The organism is Shewanella intestini (assembly GCF_018221465.1).
GTDB lineage: Bacteria > Pseudomonadota > Gammaproteobacteria > Enterobacterales > Shewanellaceae > Shewanella > Shewanella intestini.
This window is the reverse complement of record NZ_JAAIKR010000006.1, coordinates 22,442-36,476: the sequence shown is the minus strand read 5'-3', so window position 1 is coordinate 36,476 and position 14,035 is coordinate 22,442. Positions and strand designations below refer to the sequence as shown.

Here is a 14,035-nt window from a genome sequence, read left to right as displayed (position 1 = left end):
ATGAAGACAATCTGCTTTAATATTATCAACGCAGCCGCCACCCACTTACCCGGACTTCACCAACTATCCGACGCTGGGGCTGGAGCTAATTTAATGCACTTAACGCCGACCCGCGACACCGAGATTATCGTCAGCGGTCAAGCACGTACTCCACTGCCCAATAATCCTCAAAAAAGTAACGGGTTACTGCCTAATCAAGGCATTAGTCCAGCAGTGCTCACCCACGGTTTACTGCGGATGTTTTATCAGGCAGGTTATCAAATTCAGATTAATAGCTTTAACGTCAATACCCCGTTGCCCAATGTTAATCCGCAGCCTTGGCTAAGTGTTAATCGTCATGTTGGTGGATTAGGGGTCAACAAAGCGCAATTGATTAGCGAGCATTTAATGCCGACATTGGCCGAGCAAGCCCGCTTAGGTCATATCAGTATTTTGGCCGAATGCGGCGTTGGCGGCACCACGTTTTCTACTTTGTGGTTGCGCCTGTTAACTGGGCTGCGCCTCTCCCCAGCTGGTAGCACTCAAGCGCCAGATAAATTAACGGCTAAAGCTAAAATACTCGACCAGCTTGAGCAAGATTACTTACGCCATCATGTCGACTTTAACCAACAAACATTACTTGATACACCGGATTATCATGACGATATTCAAGCAACCATTTGCGCGCTAATTGCGCAGTGGCCAACAGGGTTAACTTTGCCGTACTTTGCTGGCGGCATGATGTTTGTCGCCCCATTATTAGCGCTACGACATAGCCAATTGCTGACACAAGCTATTAGCGTGTCGACGACCCGCTGGGTATTAAATGGTGACGGACGCCAAGTGCTCAATTACTTAAATGCCAATGACACAATCAACACCAATAGCTGTCATTTTAGTCGCTCTTATTTGCGTTGTTTAAACGTATTTGAACAAGGAAAAGTAGTTGAAGGCTGCGGCTTAGGCGGCTGCCTTATCCTTGCAGAGCAGCTCGGTTGGGCAGAACAACAGATTATCCAATCACTGGAACAAACGGTATTAACTCACCTTAGCCATTTTCAACAAAGGAACGTCGCATGAGTCAATTAACACTAATGGTGCAAGGCACCACCAGCGATGCCGGAAAAAGCGTGATGGTAGCAGGCTTATGTCGGGTACTTGCCCGCAAAGGCATTAACGTTGCGCCATTTAAACCACAAAATATGGCGCTCAACAGCGCAGTAACACCCGACGGCGGCGAAATTGGCCGCGCCCAAGCGGTGCAAGCTCAAGCATGTAACTTACCCTTGAGTGTGCATATGAATCCGGTGCTACTTAAACCCAATACTGACACTGGTGCCCAAGTCATTATTCGCGGTAAAGCCATTCAAGACATGGACGCCGTGAGTTACCACGCTTATAAGCCCCAATTATTGAATCTCGTGCTAGAAAGCTTTGATTATTTAGGCCAGCAGCACGATGTAAGACTGGTTGAAGGCGCTGGTAGCCCTGCTGAAATCAACTTACGCGAACACGACATTGCCAACATGGGTTTTGCCCTAGCAGCAAAAACACCCGTGGTGATTGTGGCTGACATTGATAGAGGCGGCGTATTTGCACACTTATACGGCACCTTTGACTTATTATCAGCTGAAGAAAAAAAGCTCGTAAAAGGGTTTATTATCAATCGCTTTAGAGGCGATATTTCACTGCTAGAAAGCGGACTAACTTGGTTAACAGAGAAAACCGGCGTGCCCGTTGTTGGGGTCGTGCCGTATTTACACGGCTTATATTTAGAAGCTGAAGATGCCATTAATCAACAGCAATTAGATGATGGTAACCACTTTAAAGTGGTTGTGCCGGGACTGCCGAGGATCAGTAACCATACTGACTTTGACGCCTTACGTTTACACCCTGGCATTGATTTATGCTTTGTAAAACCTGGCAATGATCTGCCCGCGGCGGATCTGATCATTTTACCGGGTTCAAAAAGCGTCCGTGGCGATCTTAACGCATTACGCAGCCGAGGCTGGGACAAACAAATTGCCAAACATTTACGCTTTGGTGGCAAAGTTATCGGTATTTGTGGCGGTTACCAAATGCTCGGCAAAATGATCAATGACCCTGATGGCATAGAAGGCGAAGCTGGCAGCAGTGAAGGTTTAGGTTATCTTGATATGACCACCACCTTACAGCCGCAAAAAACCTTACAACAAGCCAGCGGTCAATTACAAATAAACCACCAAACCGTGCCTGTTCGTGGCTATGAAATTCACGCCGGGATATCACAGGTAAATGAAACCCAACCGATAACTCTTAATGAGCAAGCCGACGGCGCACTCACCGAGCAAGTGTTTGGTAGCTACCTGCATGGTATTTTTGATGAACCTCAAGCTTGTAATGCCCTGCTCAACTGGGCGGGTTACCAGCACCAAAAAGCACAAGACATGTCAGCACTGCGCGAGCAAAACCTCAATCGTTTAGCCGACAGCTTAGAGCAATCGCTAGATTTAAATCTGTTGTTTGGCGACCTAAAAGGAACAAAATAATGACCTCAGCAACCGCTTACTGTCCGGCATTATTTGTCACTGCGCCATCAAGCGACAGTGGCAAAACCACCTTGGTTGCCGCTATGGCAAGATACTGGCGTAACCAAGGCAAAAAAGTCCGCGTTTTTAAGTCGGGCCCAGACTTTATTGACCCTATTTTTCATGAATTTGCCAGCGGTCAACCCGCATACCAATTAGACCTAGGCATGCTGGGTGAAGATATTTGCAAACAACATATTTACCTTGCCGCAAAAGAAGCTGACTTAATTATTATTGAAGGCGTCATGGGCATGTACGACGGCATTAATAGTAGCGCGGCATTAGCGATGAAATTTGGCATCCCCTTACTCGCCGTGATCAATGCCGCCAAAATGGCACAAACCTTTGGTGCAATCGCCTATGGTTTGGCTAACTACAATAAAGACGCCAATTTATTCGGTGTGATCGCCAACTTTGTTGGAAGCCCCGGTCATACCCAAATGCTTAAAGACAGTCTGCCTGCAGAAATAGCATTTTGCGGCGCAATGCCGCGCGATCCAAGCCTTGCCCTGCCAGAGAGACACTTAGGTTTAATTCAAGCAAATGAAATAGACGGCCTGGATCAATGGCTCGACCACGTCGCCCAAGTATTGGGGGAAAACTGCGCCCTACCGTTACCAGAACCCATTGCTTTTGAGGCGCCGCAAAGCGCTTGCGGTGACTTTCTTAACAATACCCCCATGGCGCAGCCATTAGCAGGTAAAACCATTGCCGTAGCCAAAGATGCCGCGTTTACATTTATCTACCGCGACAACATCACGTTGCTTGAGCAACTGGGCGCTAACATTCGTTATTTCTCAGTATTACATGACGCAGCACTGCCTAAAGCTGACAGCCTGTATTTACCCGGCGGCTACCCTGAACTGCATTTAACGGCGTTAAGCCAAAACAAGGCGATGCAGCAATCCATTATTGAGCATATTCATGCCCAAAAACCGACATTAGCTGAATGTGGCGGCATGTTGTATTTGCTAGAAGAACTAACCAATAAAGACACCGACTCCGCCCAGTTAACGGGTGCTATCCCCGGTAAAGCTGTCATGCAAAAACGTTTCCAAGGGCTTGGCATGTTAACCGCTAAACTGGGCGAACATCAGCTGACAGGCCATTGCTTTCACTACTCAAAAAGCCAAGTTGATCTACAAACCATTGCCATCGCAACCCAAGCGGGCAAAACCCAAATGCAAGAGCCAGTGTTTTGGCATAACAACATACTCGCATCCTATGTACATTGGTATTTCCCTAGCGCACCGGCGTTAATCGCCGCACTATTTAACGGTCAATTTGACTCGATTATTGAGCCAAGCGAATGAAAAAATATGCCAGTGAAGTATTAGCCGCAGCAAGCTTTTTAACTCGTCTACCTATGCCCGTGTGGGTGATCAATGACAATATTGCCATTGCTAAAGCCAGCCGGTGGTTTGCCCTTATTGGGATATTTATTGGTAGTCTCGGTGCGGGGCTTTTATATGGTTTAACGCCGATTTTGGGTGAGTTACTCGCCGCAGCGTTAACCTTAGTCATACTGATATGTTTTACTGGCGCATTTCATGAAGACGGCCTTGCCGATATGGCCGATGGGTTTGGTGGCGGCTGGGAAAAAAGCCGCAAACTGGCCATTATGAAAGACAGCCAAATAGGGACTTACGGGGTGCTGGCATTAATAGCCAGCTTTAGCATTAAAATGGCCGCCCTAGTACAGCTGCCCTTAGCTTTAGCCTGTGTGGGGTTAATTGTTTGTCACAGCACTAGCCGCGCCATTGCAGGTTGTGTGATGCAATTTCTGCCTTATGCCAGAGCGGGCGATAATAATAAAACCCCACAAAAAAATGCCCAAGTCAGCTTTAAAAATCAATTGATACTGCTTAGTTGTGGTGCCTTGCCGCTGCTATTACTGCCGCTAAATGTCATTCCATTACTATTGTCCATTTGGTTGGTCAGTTTTTGGATGTTAATTCAATTAATGAAACGCCATATTCAAGGTTACACCGGAGATACTCTCGGCGCGACCCAACAAATTATTGAAATAACCGGCTTAATTAGCTTAGTTATTTACCATGTTCAAACGGTGACAATATGAGTTACAACCCCAAGCAACAACAAATTCAAAAGCAAAATGTCGCAACTGCTATTGAAAACGCACAGCAAGAGCGCGGCCAAATATTAATTATTACTGGTAATGGCAAAGGGAAAACCACCGCTGGTTTTGGTACTATTTTTAGAGCATTAGGCCACCAGCAGCGCGTTGCAGCGGTGCAGTTTGTCAAAGGCGAACGCGCCTGTGGTGAACGTAGTTTACTGACACAGTTGGGCATAGAAGTGCACACCATGAACACGGGCTTTAGTTGGAATAGTGAAGACAAACAAGCCGATAAACAAGCAGCACAATTGGCTTGGGCGCATGCCAAAACCTTACTTGCCGAACCTCTGTTAGATATGGTGTTACTCGATGAGTTAACTTATATGATCACCTGGGGATTTATTGAATTAGATGACATACTAAACGCACTACAAACAAGACCCACACAGATGACAGTCATCATTACTGGCAGAGCCGCACACCGTAAACTCAAAGAATATGCCGATACGGTTAGTGAAATTAGGCCAGAAAAACACGCCTTTGCTCAGGGATTAAAAGCCCGTATAGGCCTTGATTGGTGAGGCAATAAACCGCCTAAACTGATAAATGACAGCAATATAACCCCATAAATCAACAACGCAGCGCTGATTGATTGTAACGACATAGGTAATAAAACCTGCCGGTAAATACCGTAAAAAATATCAACGAGGAGTCAATCGCTTAACCATTAAAATAAAATCAATGCCCACGGTATATGGCAAATAAAACAAGGGAATGACTAAAATAACCACGAGTTAACGCATGGAAGAATAAGCTGACTATAAAAAATAAACGTATAATTATAAAAGAAATTAGGAATAAGTTATTTGCAAACAATCAATGTAAAAACAACTAATATAAAAACAACTAATGTAAAAACAAGCTAGTTAGCAACCAAGCTAATAAAAGCAATGACAATGAAGCCAACAAAGAGTTAACGCAGTAAAGACGGAATAGAGGCCATAGAGAATAAAGGCGATTATGCATTGGTCATGTTAATATCGTAAAATAAAAAACGAAAAATACTGTCGCAAAACGAAAAGTGACTCACCATTAAAAAACACGTTAACAGCATTCAATATTATTGTTATTTAACAACCTTTTTATTCAATAAGGTAGTTTTGAGAGGCTATTTTAATCAAGTTAGCATAATTACTTGCCCCTAACTTCTTTTTAAGTTGTTGCACACAATAATCTACCCCACGAGGGGTTAAATAACATTCATTAGCAATATGTTCGCGGCTGCGCCCTTGAGAGATCATGGCTAATATTTTCTTGTCGCGTTCTTTTATAACTCGGTAATCAGAAAATGGATTTAAATAATTCATTTCCTTTGTCATGATCATGTAATGAATATCCCGTAAGTCACTGTCAATCTTTTTAATAAAACGCGGATTCTCTAATTGATCAATATTTTTAGTCACCAAATAGAATCGGCCAATCCAATTGGTATTTAACATGCACGGTGTTTCAACCGACACTTTAGTTTCATAACCATATTTGGTTAATGAATCTTGAGGGCTATGTTGTTCTTCAGGCCAAGAGCTGTAATCCCAATGGTGCATTGGGTTAGTCAAAGACATTTGCAAATTGGGATCAACTTTAGACCACTTTTTTCTGCTTTCTATACTGTATTGGCTGGCATTTAACGAGCTGGAAAGAATGTTACTTCTTGAAGGTGTTTTTTTGATTTTAGCTAAGCTATTGAACATTTTTTCGTTATTGATATCCAAGGCAAACATGGTATCGCAAATACCATAATGGCTTGAAAATTCAGCAAGAATAGTACTAAGCTTCATTACAGACACGCTCTATAGATACGTTATGTATTAAACCGTATTGACTGGCTATGTACACCAGCTCAGGCATTGTTTTTGCGTCAAAAATTTGTTTAGCCATGTCGATATAATAATCGACACCTCTAACAGACAAGTTCATTATTTCAGAAATATCATCTCGAGAAGTACCATTGGCAACCATGCTAATAATATTGAGTAACTTAGGATTAAGCATACCGCAATCAAGTAACATGTTCGAAATAAGGCTGTATTTATTGTTCAAAAAAAGCGCGCAATTGAGCAATTTAGCTTGAGCAAAATCACTTTGCTCAATTAGTTCCTGGTTAAAACTATGACTAGATAAAAAAATAAAGCGTACGGAAATTCTTTCAGCAATAAGTAACGGAATATCAATTGACAATACATTAGTGCCTAAAGAGGAAAACGATTTTCTGAATACAAACTTACTGGTATTTTGCTTTGATAAAGATAATGACTTAGCGCTCATTTTAAATGTATTACAATATTCTAAACACATTTCGTCTTCAGCGTTACGATCATTCACTACCACTGTCATTATCGATGTCTTAACTTCGACAGGTTGTTCATCAGAATTTAAACGGAAAAATACTGCGCATTTTTCCGCGCCAAATTTTTTTGCTATTTCGTTGAGCTCTTTTTCTAATACCGTTTTCATATATAAATTTTACATAAAAACAATTAATTAAAACTTAAGCTTTTTTTAACATTAGAAGTGCAAACATGAGTAACCTCACACTCTTTAAATTATTTACAAAAACATCAAAACAAAATAAAATTTAATTTATAAAACAACTTACAACAATCATTACAGCGTATATTAGCCAGCATAAAACCCGGCATCACACCGTGATATTACTCGCTATAAACACATTAAAAATCATCACTTAAACAACTATCATAAAAACAAGCTACCTGCTCAATCAATTAGTTTTCATTAATATAGCAACCGCTCAAATTAACTTATTAGCTTTCAAAAAAGCACACTAACAAGCAATACAATCTATTGAATAAATAGTCAACGAATGCATTTATTATTAAATATCATCAATGGGTATATACCATTTAATCAGGGCTTAATTTAACAAATTAAGTATCCATAAAAAAAACGATAACAAGACAAGCCATGTTATCGCTTTTTATAAGCCTCTGAGATATGTTTACCCACCTTTCAAATAATTCAGCACCCCTAGCTATTTTAGCTAGTCGCTAAAATTGATAACGAAAGCTAGCCATCACTAAGTGCGCCGTATAATCGTGGTTTAGTTCACCTAATGTTGTTAATCCTGTTGGCCCACTACCGGGGTAATATTCAGTAGGCAACTGGGTATCGTCAGCACTTTTATAACGCTCCACTTCATAACGTAACCCTAAGGTCATGGTGCTTGATAAACCATAATTGGCATATAAAGTTGCATGATGACTGCTTGATTCATACAAACCAAAGATATCTTGCCCCTCAGTTTGGCTGTCACTAAATGACAACGCATAATGATAATCCCCGCCGATGGTTAACCCAAAGTCGCTCAAACCAGTATAAGTAAAACCAAGCCCTGCAAAACCAAACTCTTCAGCAGTATCGGCTTGCCAGTAACTTGCATAATTATTGCGGGCGCTGGCTTGTTGGTTATCAATCCATTGGTATCCACCATCGACATTTATACTAACGTCATCATTGGTTTGCCAATTTAACCCCGCTTGTACACCGTAATCGATTGACTCAACTAGACCAACTTGCGTGTTGGTATAGTCATCAATGGCGTAATGCGCTTGCATGTTAATTGACAAACTGTCGATTGGCATATGCGTGGTAAATATATCGGCTCGAGTGGTTTTTTTATCGGCTAAATAATACTTGCGCATTAATTCACCTTCGTTGGTTGCCGCGGCGTCATCATATAAAAATGCCGAGCCACCTTTGTCGCCATAACTGGCTTTTAAGCGAATATCCCATTTAGACCATGCGCTTGTACGCCATTGTGCCCACAATAAATTATCATGGGTGTTTTCACGGTCTTGCTCAGTACGCTTGGTATCAACGCGCTCTATTCCCGCATCTAACTTTTGACCTTTAGCTAACGGGTAGCTGCCGCTCAATTTATAAGCTGCACGAGTGGTGTCATAGGTTCTATTTTCCACTAATTCAGCCGTTAAACTATTGAAGCGAAATTGCTCATATTGATTGATATCACTGCGATTATCTCGCTCGGCATAATCAATAGCGCCTGTAATCCGAAGCCCTGCAACCGCGGTGGTAGACAGTTTGAGATTAGCATCAAGGGTATCGACTTCAACATGTGCCTGTGCAGAGTTTTCAGCACTACCACTAAAAGTAATAAGTTCACTTTTTTGTACCATGTTGCCAGTGACCACTCGGCCACTGACATAGGTGTCAGTAAAGCGATAATGCCCCAACATACTGACAAAGTGAGACTGATTATCCGCAGGTTGTGACACGCTTAAGTATTCACTATCAGCCAAGGTTAACGAGTCAATATTATTAGCAAACCAACTGCCTTGATAATTGATTTCTGAAAACCAATTATCGCCTTTAACACTAAGCCCAGCACTTAAGTTTTGAGTGCGCGTATCAACGGGGGCAGCAAGGTTCATCGCGATAATATGCCCATTGCTGACACTGCTTAGCTGCTTTCCGGTTTTGTCTTCGGTTGAATAGGTCACATAACTGCCATAGTTATGTTGCTGAAAATTCGCCCCTAATTGATACTTTTTACGGTTTAATGCTAACGACTGTGCCAATGGTTCTTCGCTGTGAATAAAGTCACCATTTTGGCTATGCCAATGACTTTGAGCGTTATCAGCGCTATTTTTTTGCTTGTCGTCAACATGCGCTTCAACTGACCAGCGCCCGACATAACCGGTTTTGATGCTAGCTTGAGCTTGTTCACTCCCCAGCGCATCTGTCTCTAGTTGGGTGCGATAACCTTGTTTATTCACGACTAAATTCGCGTTGATACCTGCCGCCGCGCCATCCTTATATTTGAGGGTATTAACAGCGTGTGAATCGTCATGGTTGACATTACCTGCTTCAATTTCAACCTTGCCAATAAGGGCTTGTTTAGGTGCACATTGGGCACATTTCCAATTTGCACTTTTAGCTTGGGCGTCATTGGCTGCGGTGACCCCAAAATCAAACGCCATTGCACTGCTGCTCATACTCGCTACTGCAAGCGAAACTACACTCAATTTAAATTTCATCAGATAATCCTTTAAAACTGCAATGCTTTGCCAGAAGAATGGTTAGAACCGTGTATTTGGCTATGACAATTTAAGCAACCTTGACCGCCTGTTTGAATACTTTGGTTGTCACCAGGTTGAGTTGACGCATGGATGTCTCCGGCGTGGCATTGTTTGCACAATACTGGCACCCGAGATTTAAGTAGCGACTCATTAACGCTGCCGTGAGGTTCATGACAATGACTACAGTTTTCCATCACTGGCGCGTGTTCCCATAAAAATGGCCCGCGCTTGTCTGCATGACAGCTAAAGCAAGTTTGATTAACATTAAAGCCGGTTAAATCACTGTCGCTCATTGAACCGTGGGGATTGTGGCAATCACTGCATTGCATAGTGCCGTTATCAATAGGATGGCTGCTGCGTTTATGGCTGTCGGCATTTACCTTTATATGGCAATTAGCACACACCTGAGGTTGGTCACGTTTTTCCATCACAGGGTCGTTAGCAACATGTACTTGGTGGCAACTCACGCAAGTGATGTCATTATCAACATGGGCTGATGAATGCCATGCGTTTCGCTCAGTGTCATTATGACAAGCAATACACACTGAATTTTGCATTTGCGCTGTTAACGGTGAGTCATCACCAAAAGACAACATCGGCTCGTTTTTACCGCGATGTTTACCTTGCGGGCCGTGACAAGCTTCGCACTGCAATTGTGCCATTACGCTAGATTCATTGATCACTTGTCCATGCACACCATCAAAGATAGCCATCACTTTGTCAGCGCGTTTATGACACATAAGGCAGCCGTCAGCACCGCGTTTGGAATAAGCGCCTTGTTCAAACTTTTCAATCAATTTATCAATCGGTTGAGCATTAATGCTCCCAGCTAAAAAGCTAGTCACCATGATGAGAAATAGACTCACACGTTTTAGTTGTTTCATATCATCTGCCACTATTTTAATTATTTTAATCATCCCACTTGAGTGTTTTTTACTACCTCAAGTAAGCATGTAGGCTAACGATAAAGCGGTGGTTTTACGCTGTGAGTTTTAACAGTAAAGAACAAACTGTTAGTGATATCTCGTGATATTTTGTTGTTTTTAAGCCCTTTGATACCCTTGTTGCCACATGTGTTACTGCACAGCCTTATCTAAAAAGGCGTAAGGTTTAGCGCATTACTGCCATTTAAACCGGTAGCTGGCTAACGACAATGACACCGTGATAATGGCGACTAAAAACAGTAAATGATCGCCAATGGCAACAATACCCGCACCGTCAATGATCACTGCGCGATTGGCGTCATTTAAATGGGTAAGCGGCAACATGTCGGCAATAAGTCTCACCCAATCTTTGCTGCCTTCAAGAGAAAACCAAATGCCAGACAAAAACATCATCGGCCAAGATAAAAGGTTTAATACACCGTTACACCACTCATCAGAGCGAGTTCGACTTGCCACCATAAGGCCAATGCTTATCATCGCAGCCGTACCTAATGTCATATTCAGCAACAGTAACCACGCACTGCCTTTTATCTCTATGGTAAATAAGGTGCAAATAACCACGAAGACAATTACCGCGGTGGCCAGTATCACCAATAAACGGGAAAGTAATTGCGAAGATAAAAATTGCCAAGCACTTAACGGGGTCACTTGAAAACGCTTTAATACGCCGGTTCGGCGATAGCGCACAATCACATAGCCCACCCCATATAAGCCTGAGAACATCATGTTCATGCCGATGATGCCGGGTAATAACCATTCAACATGCCTCACCGCTTCGCCGCTAATTTCGGTTTTTTGCAAACTGGGGGCTTGAGCCAGAATAAGCTGCTCAACGATGTACCCTCTAGCACTGGTTGGGTTTATCCAGTATTGCTCAGCACTTACCAAGCCATCAATATGATGTCTGGCCACTTTATATTGGGCGTCGCTAAGGTCGTCATAATGAATAATGTCGATATGTTTTAGGCTTAACACCGCCTCAATGGATGTACTTGGGCCATACACACCAACTCGATAAAGCGATGGGCTGTCATCATCAAACACTAACGCAAGCGCAATGAGGATGATGATGGGAAATAATAGCGACCAGCCAATGGCAGACTTGTCTCGTGAGAACTCTAAGTTTCGCGCTTGAATAAGCGCTAGTAATGCCTTCATGCACGCAACTCACTGCCGGTTAACTTCATAAATAAGTCTTCTAAATGTGGTTGGCGCATGGTTATGCCGCGATTTTCTACCTCGCGCAATATCGCTACAATATCTTCCATATGGTTATATTCAATTAAGCAATGAGTGGCCGATTGTTTAACGTGTAAATTGGCCATGGCATTGATTGAAGCCAACATTGGCGTGCTAAGTAATTCCATTGGAATACTGAGAATATGTTGATGAAAATGCTCACTAATCAGTTGCGCTGCCGCGCCGCGGCACAATATTTTTCCACGGTCCATAATCACCACCGTGTCGCATAATTTTTGCGCTTCTTCCATATAATGGGTGGTTATAATAATGGTTTTACCTTGGGCTTTAATTTGTTCAACCAATTGCCAAAAGTGCGCACGAGCTTGAGGGTCTAAGCCCGTTGTGGGTTCATCAAGAAATAATATCTCAGGGTCGTTAACCAAACTCAGTGCCAGTAATAAACGTTGGCGCTGCCCACCTGATAAGGTGTAGTGAGTTTGATTTTCAACCTCAGACAATTGGCACATTTCAATTAATGTCGCGATGGGTAATGCGGTGTGATAAAAGCTGGCAAACAACAATAAGGTGTCTTTAACCGTTAAAAAATCAGGCAGGCTGGTTGACTGAAATTGAATACCTATTTGCTGCTTATAGTGCTTAGTCAACTGACGACCTTGAAACAACACCTTGCCAGAAGTCGGTGTTTTCACCCCTTCTAAGATCTCTAATAAGGTTGATTTACCCGCCCCATTTGGCCCCAAAAAACCAATACATTCGCCCGCAGTAATGGTCAGGTCGACATTATTAATGGCGGTAGTTTGTTTATATTGATGACTCAGTTTTTCTACACTTAATATGACTGACACCGGCGCACCTTAATACTAGTGCGATGGTTATCATCACCTAGCCCACTTAGAACTGGAGTCGTTATTATTCATAAAGCGACAACGCATTCACTGGGGGTTGTCATAGTGTTTTAGATTTTTTACTTAGGTTGTGTACTTCGCCTCATAAACAAAATCAAAAGTTGTTCCGCATAGTTTTAACTGCACTATAACCCCATTCAAATTCAACATCTTCGTGGGTTTTATGCGTTTCATTAGTTCATTTATTGCCGTTTGTTTTTTGGTACTGTCACCCGTCGATGGCGTGGCCAAAGCATTAAAAGTGGTCTCTTTGGCACCAAGCTGGAGCCATACCGTTGCAGACATAGGAGCGATTGATACCTTAGTGGGTGTGACCCGTTATGCCCGCTTCCCTGCGGCTATCCCCCAGCGAGTAAAAGCCAACCAAATTGCCGTTGTAGGTGGCTTTACCGACATTAATCTAGAGACTATTTTAGCGGTATCACCCGATTTAGTATTAACCTCCACCAGCTTGCAGTTAGGCTTAAAAGCCCAGCTAGAACAACATGGTATAAAAGTTATTCACATGAGTGGTAACAGCTTAGATGAGGTGTACCACAAAATAATCCAACTTGGTGAAGCCATTGCCCATCAACAACAAGCAACCGCATTAGTGCACAACATTCAGTCAGCGTTAGCACAAATCAAACAACAATATGCTCACTTGCCAAAGCCGAAAGTGTATTACGAAATCAACTACTTCTATAAATGCGTTCCAGGGCAAGACTCTTATATTACTGAGCTGATTGAGTTAACGGGAGCCACAGCCATTTTTTCTAACCGTGAAGGCTCTGCCCCAGCCGTGAGCTGGGACGAAGTGGTACAGGCTAATCCAGATATTGTGTTGCTACCCACCTGGCCCAATGCCAAAGGGCCAAGTTTTTCAGGCCCTCAAGCGGGCAGTGGCACAACGACGATAGATGAAGTGAAACAAAGACCTAATGCCACTCTTGTGGATGCCGTTAAGCAAGACAAGGTCATGTTTATTGATTCTGCAATAACAAAACAACCCGGCCCGAGCATTCCCGACGCGGCAAGAATATTGGCTAAAGCCATTTATGGACAATAACGCGCGAGTAAGCGCCAATGACAATAATCAATAAAATTATTAGCGTACTCATATACGCCATCTGGTACTAGGCCAACTCCGTTACAATTTGGACAAGGCCTAATCCTAATGTTGGTCATATTTATCGTGATGTTTCCAGCACCGCCCAATATTCGCGCATGTTCAAAAACAAAACCACAATTGGGGTTTTAG

General features: G+C 42.8%; 12 protein-coding genes. 6 read left to right on the top strand and 6 right to left on the bottom strand.

All coding sequences use genetic code 11. The annotated features are described in order from the left end of the window. Genes G3R48_RS08125 through cobO form a run of 5 tightly spaced genes read left to right on the top strand, consistent with a single transcriptional unit; the run spans position 1 to position 5,207 of the window. On the top strand, positions 1 to 1,059 hold the full coding sequence (locus G3R48_RS08125; protein ID WP_153664383.1) for a nicotinate-nucleotide--dimethylbenzimidazole phosphoribosyltransferase family protein: 1,059 nt from the start codon (positions 1 to 3) through the stop codon (positions 1,057 to 1,059). Then, on the top strand, positions 1,056 to 2,507 hold the full coding sequence (locus G3R48_RS08120) for a cobyric acid synthase (RefSeq protein ID WP_153664385.1): 1,452 nt from the start codon (positions 1,056 to 1,058) through the stop codon (positions 2,505 to 2,507). The genes G3R48_RS08125 and G3R48_RS08120 overlap by 4 nt, the downstream gene beginning before the upstream one ends. After that, positions 2,507 to 3,859, top strand: coding sequence for a cobyrinic acid a,c-diamide synthase CobB (locus tag G3R48_RS08115; protein ID WP_153664387.1), 1,353 nt, complete (start codon positions 2,507 to 2,509; stop codon positions 3,857 to 3,859). The genes G3R48_RS08120 and G3R48_RS08115 overlap by 1 nt, the downstream gene beginning before the upstream one ends. Further along, the gene (cobS, locus tag G3R48_RS08110) at positions 3,856 to 4,626 is read left to right on the top strand and encodes an adenosylcobinamide-GDP ribazoletransferase (protein ID WP_153664389.1); all 771 of its coding nucleotides are present in this window, start codon (positions 3,856 to 3,858) and stop codon (positions 4,624 to 4,626) included. The genes G3R48_RS08115 and cobS overlap by 4 nt, the downstream gene beginning before the upstream one ends. Further along, complete coding sequence (gene cobO / locus G3R48_RS08105; protein ID WP_153664391.1) at positions 4,623 to 5,207, top strand: cob(I)yrinic acid a,c-diamide adenosyltransferase; 585 nt, start codon at positions 4,623 to 4,625, stop codon at positions 5,205 to 5,207. Before cobS ends, cobO begins: the two co-directional genes overlap by 4 nt. A 561-nt stretch (positions 5,208 to 5,768) precedes the next feature. On the opposite strand, the gene G3R48_RS08100 is transcribed toward cobO, so the two are convergent. From G3R48_RS08100 to G3R48_RS08075, 6 genes are all read right to left on the bottom strand, one after another. After that, complete coding sequence (locus G3R48_RS08100) at positions 5,769 to 6,464, bottom strand: helix-turn-helix transcriptional regulator (protein WP_153664393.1); 696 nt, start codon at positions 6,462 to 6,464, stop codon at positions 5,769 to 5,771. Then, positions 6,454 to 7,140 (bottom strand): helix-turn-helix transcriptional regulator, encoded by a 687-nt coding sequence (locus G3R48_RS08095; protein WP_153664395.1) that lies wholly within the window; start codon positions 7,138 to 7,140, stop codon positions 6,454 to 6,456. The genes G3R48_RS08100 and G3R48_RS08095 overlap by 11 nt, the downstream gene beginning before the upstream one ends. 551 nt (positions 7,141 to 7,691) lie before the next feature. After that, positions 7,692 to 9,701 carry an MtrB/PioB family decaheme-associated outer membrane protein gene (locus G3R48_RS08090; RefSeq protein ID WP_153664397.1) on the bottom strand — a complete coding sequence of 670 codons (2,010 nt, stop codon included), beginning with the start codon at positions 9,699 to 9,701 and terminating at the stop codon, positions 7,692 to 7,694. Positions 9,702 to 9,712: 11 nt separating this feature from the next. Next, on the bottom strand, positions 9,713 to 10,591 hold the full coding sequence (locus tag G3R48_RS08085) for a DmsE family decaheme c-type cytochrome (RefSeq protein ID WP_228497452.1): 879 nt from the start codon (positions 10,589 to 10,591) through the stop codon (positions 9,713 to 9,715). Between the two features lie 270 nt (positions 10,592 to 10,861). Then, positions 10,862 to 11,845, bottom strand: a complete 984-nt coding sequence (locus G3R48_RS08080) for an ABC transporter permease (protein ID WP_153664402.1) — start codon at positions 11,843 to 11,845, stop codon at positions 10,862 to 10,864. After that, positions 11,842 to 12,735 carry an ABC transporter ATP-binding protein gene (locus G3R48_RS08075; protein ID WP_212593272.1) on the bottom strand — a complete coding sequence of 298 codons (894 nt, stop codon included), beginning with the start codon at positions 12,733 to 12,735 and terminating at the stop codon, positions 11,842 to 11,844. Before G3R48_RS08075 ends, G3R48_RS08080 begins: the two co-directional genes overlap by 4 nt. Before the next feature lie 223 nt (positions 12,736 to 12,958). On the opposite strand from G3R48_RS08075, the gene G3R48_RS08070 reads away from it, so the two are divergent. Continuing rightward, positions 12,959 to 13,843 (top strand): ABC transporter substrate-binding protein, encoded by an 885-nt coding sequence (locus tag G3R48_RS08070; RefSeq protein WP_153664404.1) that lies wholly within the window; start codon positions 12,959 to 12,961, stop codon positions 13,841 to 13,843. Positions 13,844 to 14,035 lie beyond the last annotated feature (192 nt).

Excerpts from the sequence above, each read along its gene's own strand:
- G3R48_RS08125 (WP_153664383.1), top strand. The coding sequence starts at position 1 with ATGAAGACAATCTGCTTTAATATTATCAACGCAGCCGCCACCCACTTA.
- G3R48_RS08120 (WP_153664385.1), top strand. The coding sequence starts at position 1,056 with ATGAGTCAATTAACACTAATGGTGCAAGGCACCACCAGCGATGCCGGA.
- G3R48_RS08115 (WP_153664387.1), top strand. The coding sequence starts at position 2,507 with ATGACCTCAGCAACCGCTTACTGTCCGGCATTATTTGTCACTGCGCCA.
- cobS (WP_153664389.1), top strand. The coding sequence starts at position 3,856 with ATGAAAAAATATGCCAGTGAAGTATTAGCCGCAGCAAGCTTTTTAACT.
- cobO (WP_153664391.1), top strand. The coding sequence starts at position 4,623 with ATGAGTTACAACCCCAAGCAACAACAAATTCAAAAGCAAAATGTCGCA.
- G3R48_RS08100 (WP_153664393.1), bottom strand. The coding sequence starts at position 6,464 with ATGAAGCTTAGTACTATTCTTGCTGAATTTTCAAGCCATTATGGTATT.
- G3R48_RS08095 (WP_153664395.1), bottom strand. The coding sequence starts at position 7,140 with ATGAAAACGGTATTAGAAAAAGAGCTCAACGAAATAGCAAAAAAATTT.
- G3R48_RS08090 (WP_153664397.1), bottom strand. The coding sequence starts at position 9,701 with ATGAAATTTAAATTGAGTGTAGTTTCGCTTGCAGTAGCGAGTATGAGC.
- G3R48_RS08085 (WP_228497452.1), bottom strand. The coding sequence starts at position 10,591 with ATGGTGACTAGCTTTTTAGCTGGGAGCATTAATGCTCAACCGATTGAT.
- G3R48_RS08080 (WP_153664402.1), bottom strand. The coding sequence starts at position 11,845 with ATGAAGGCATTACTAGCGCTTATTCAAGCGCGAAACTTAGAGTTCTCA.
- G3R48_RS08070 (WP_153664404.1), top strand. The coding sequence starts at position 12,959 with ATGCGTTTCATTAGTTCATTTATTGCCGTTTGTTTTTTGGTACTGTCA.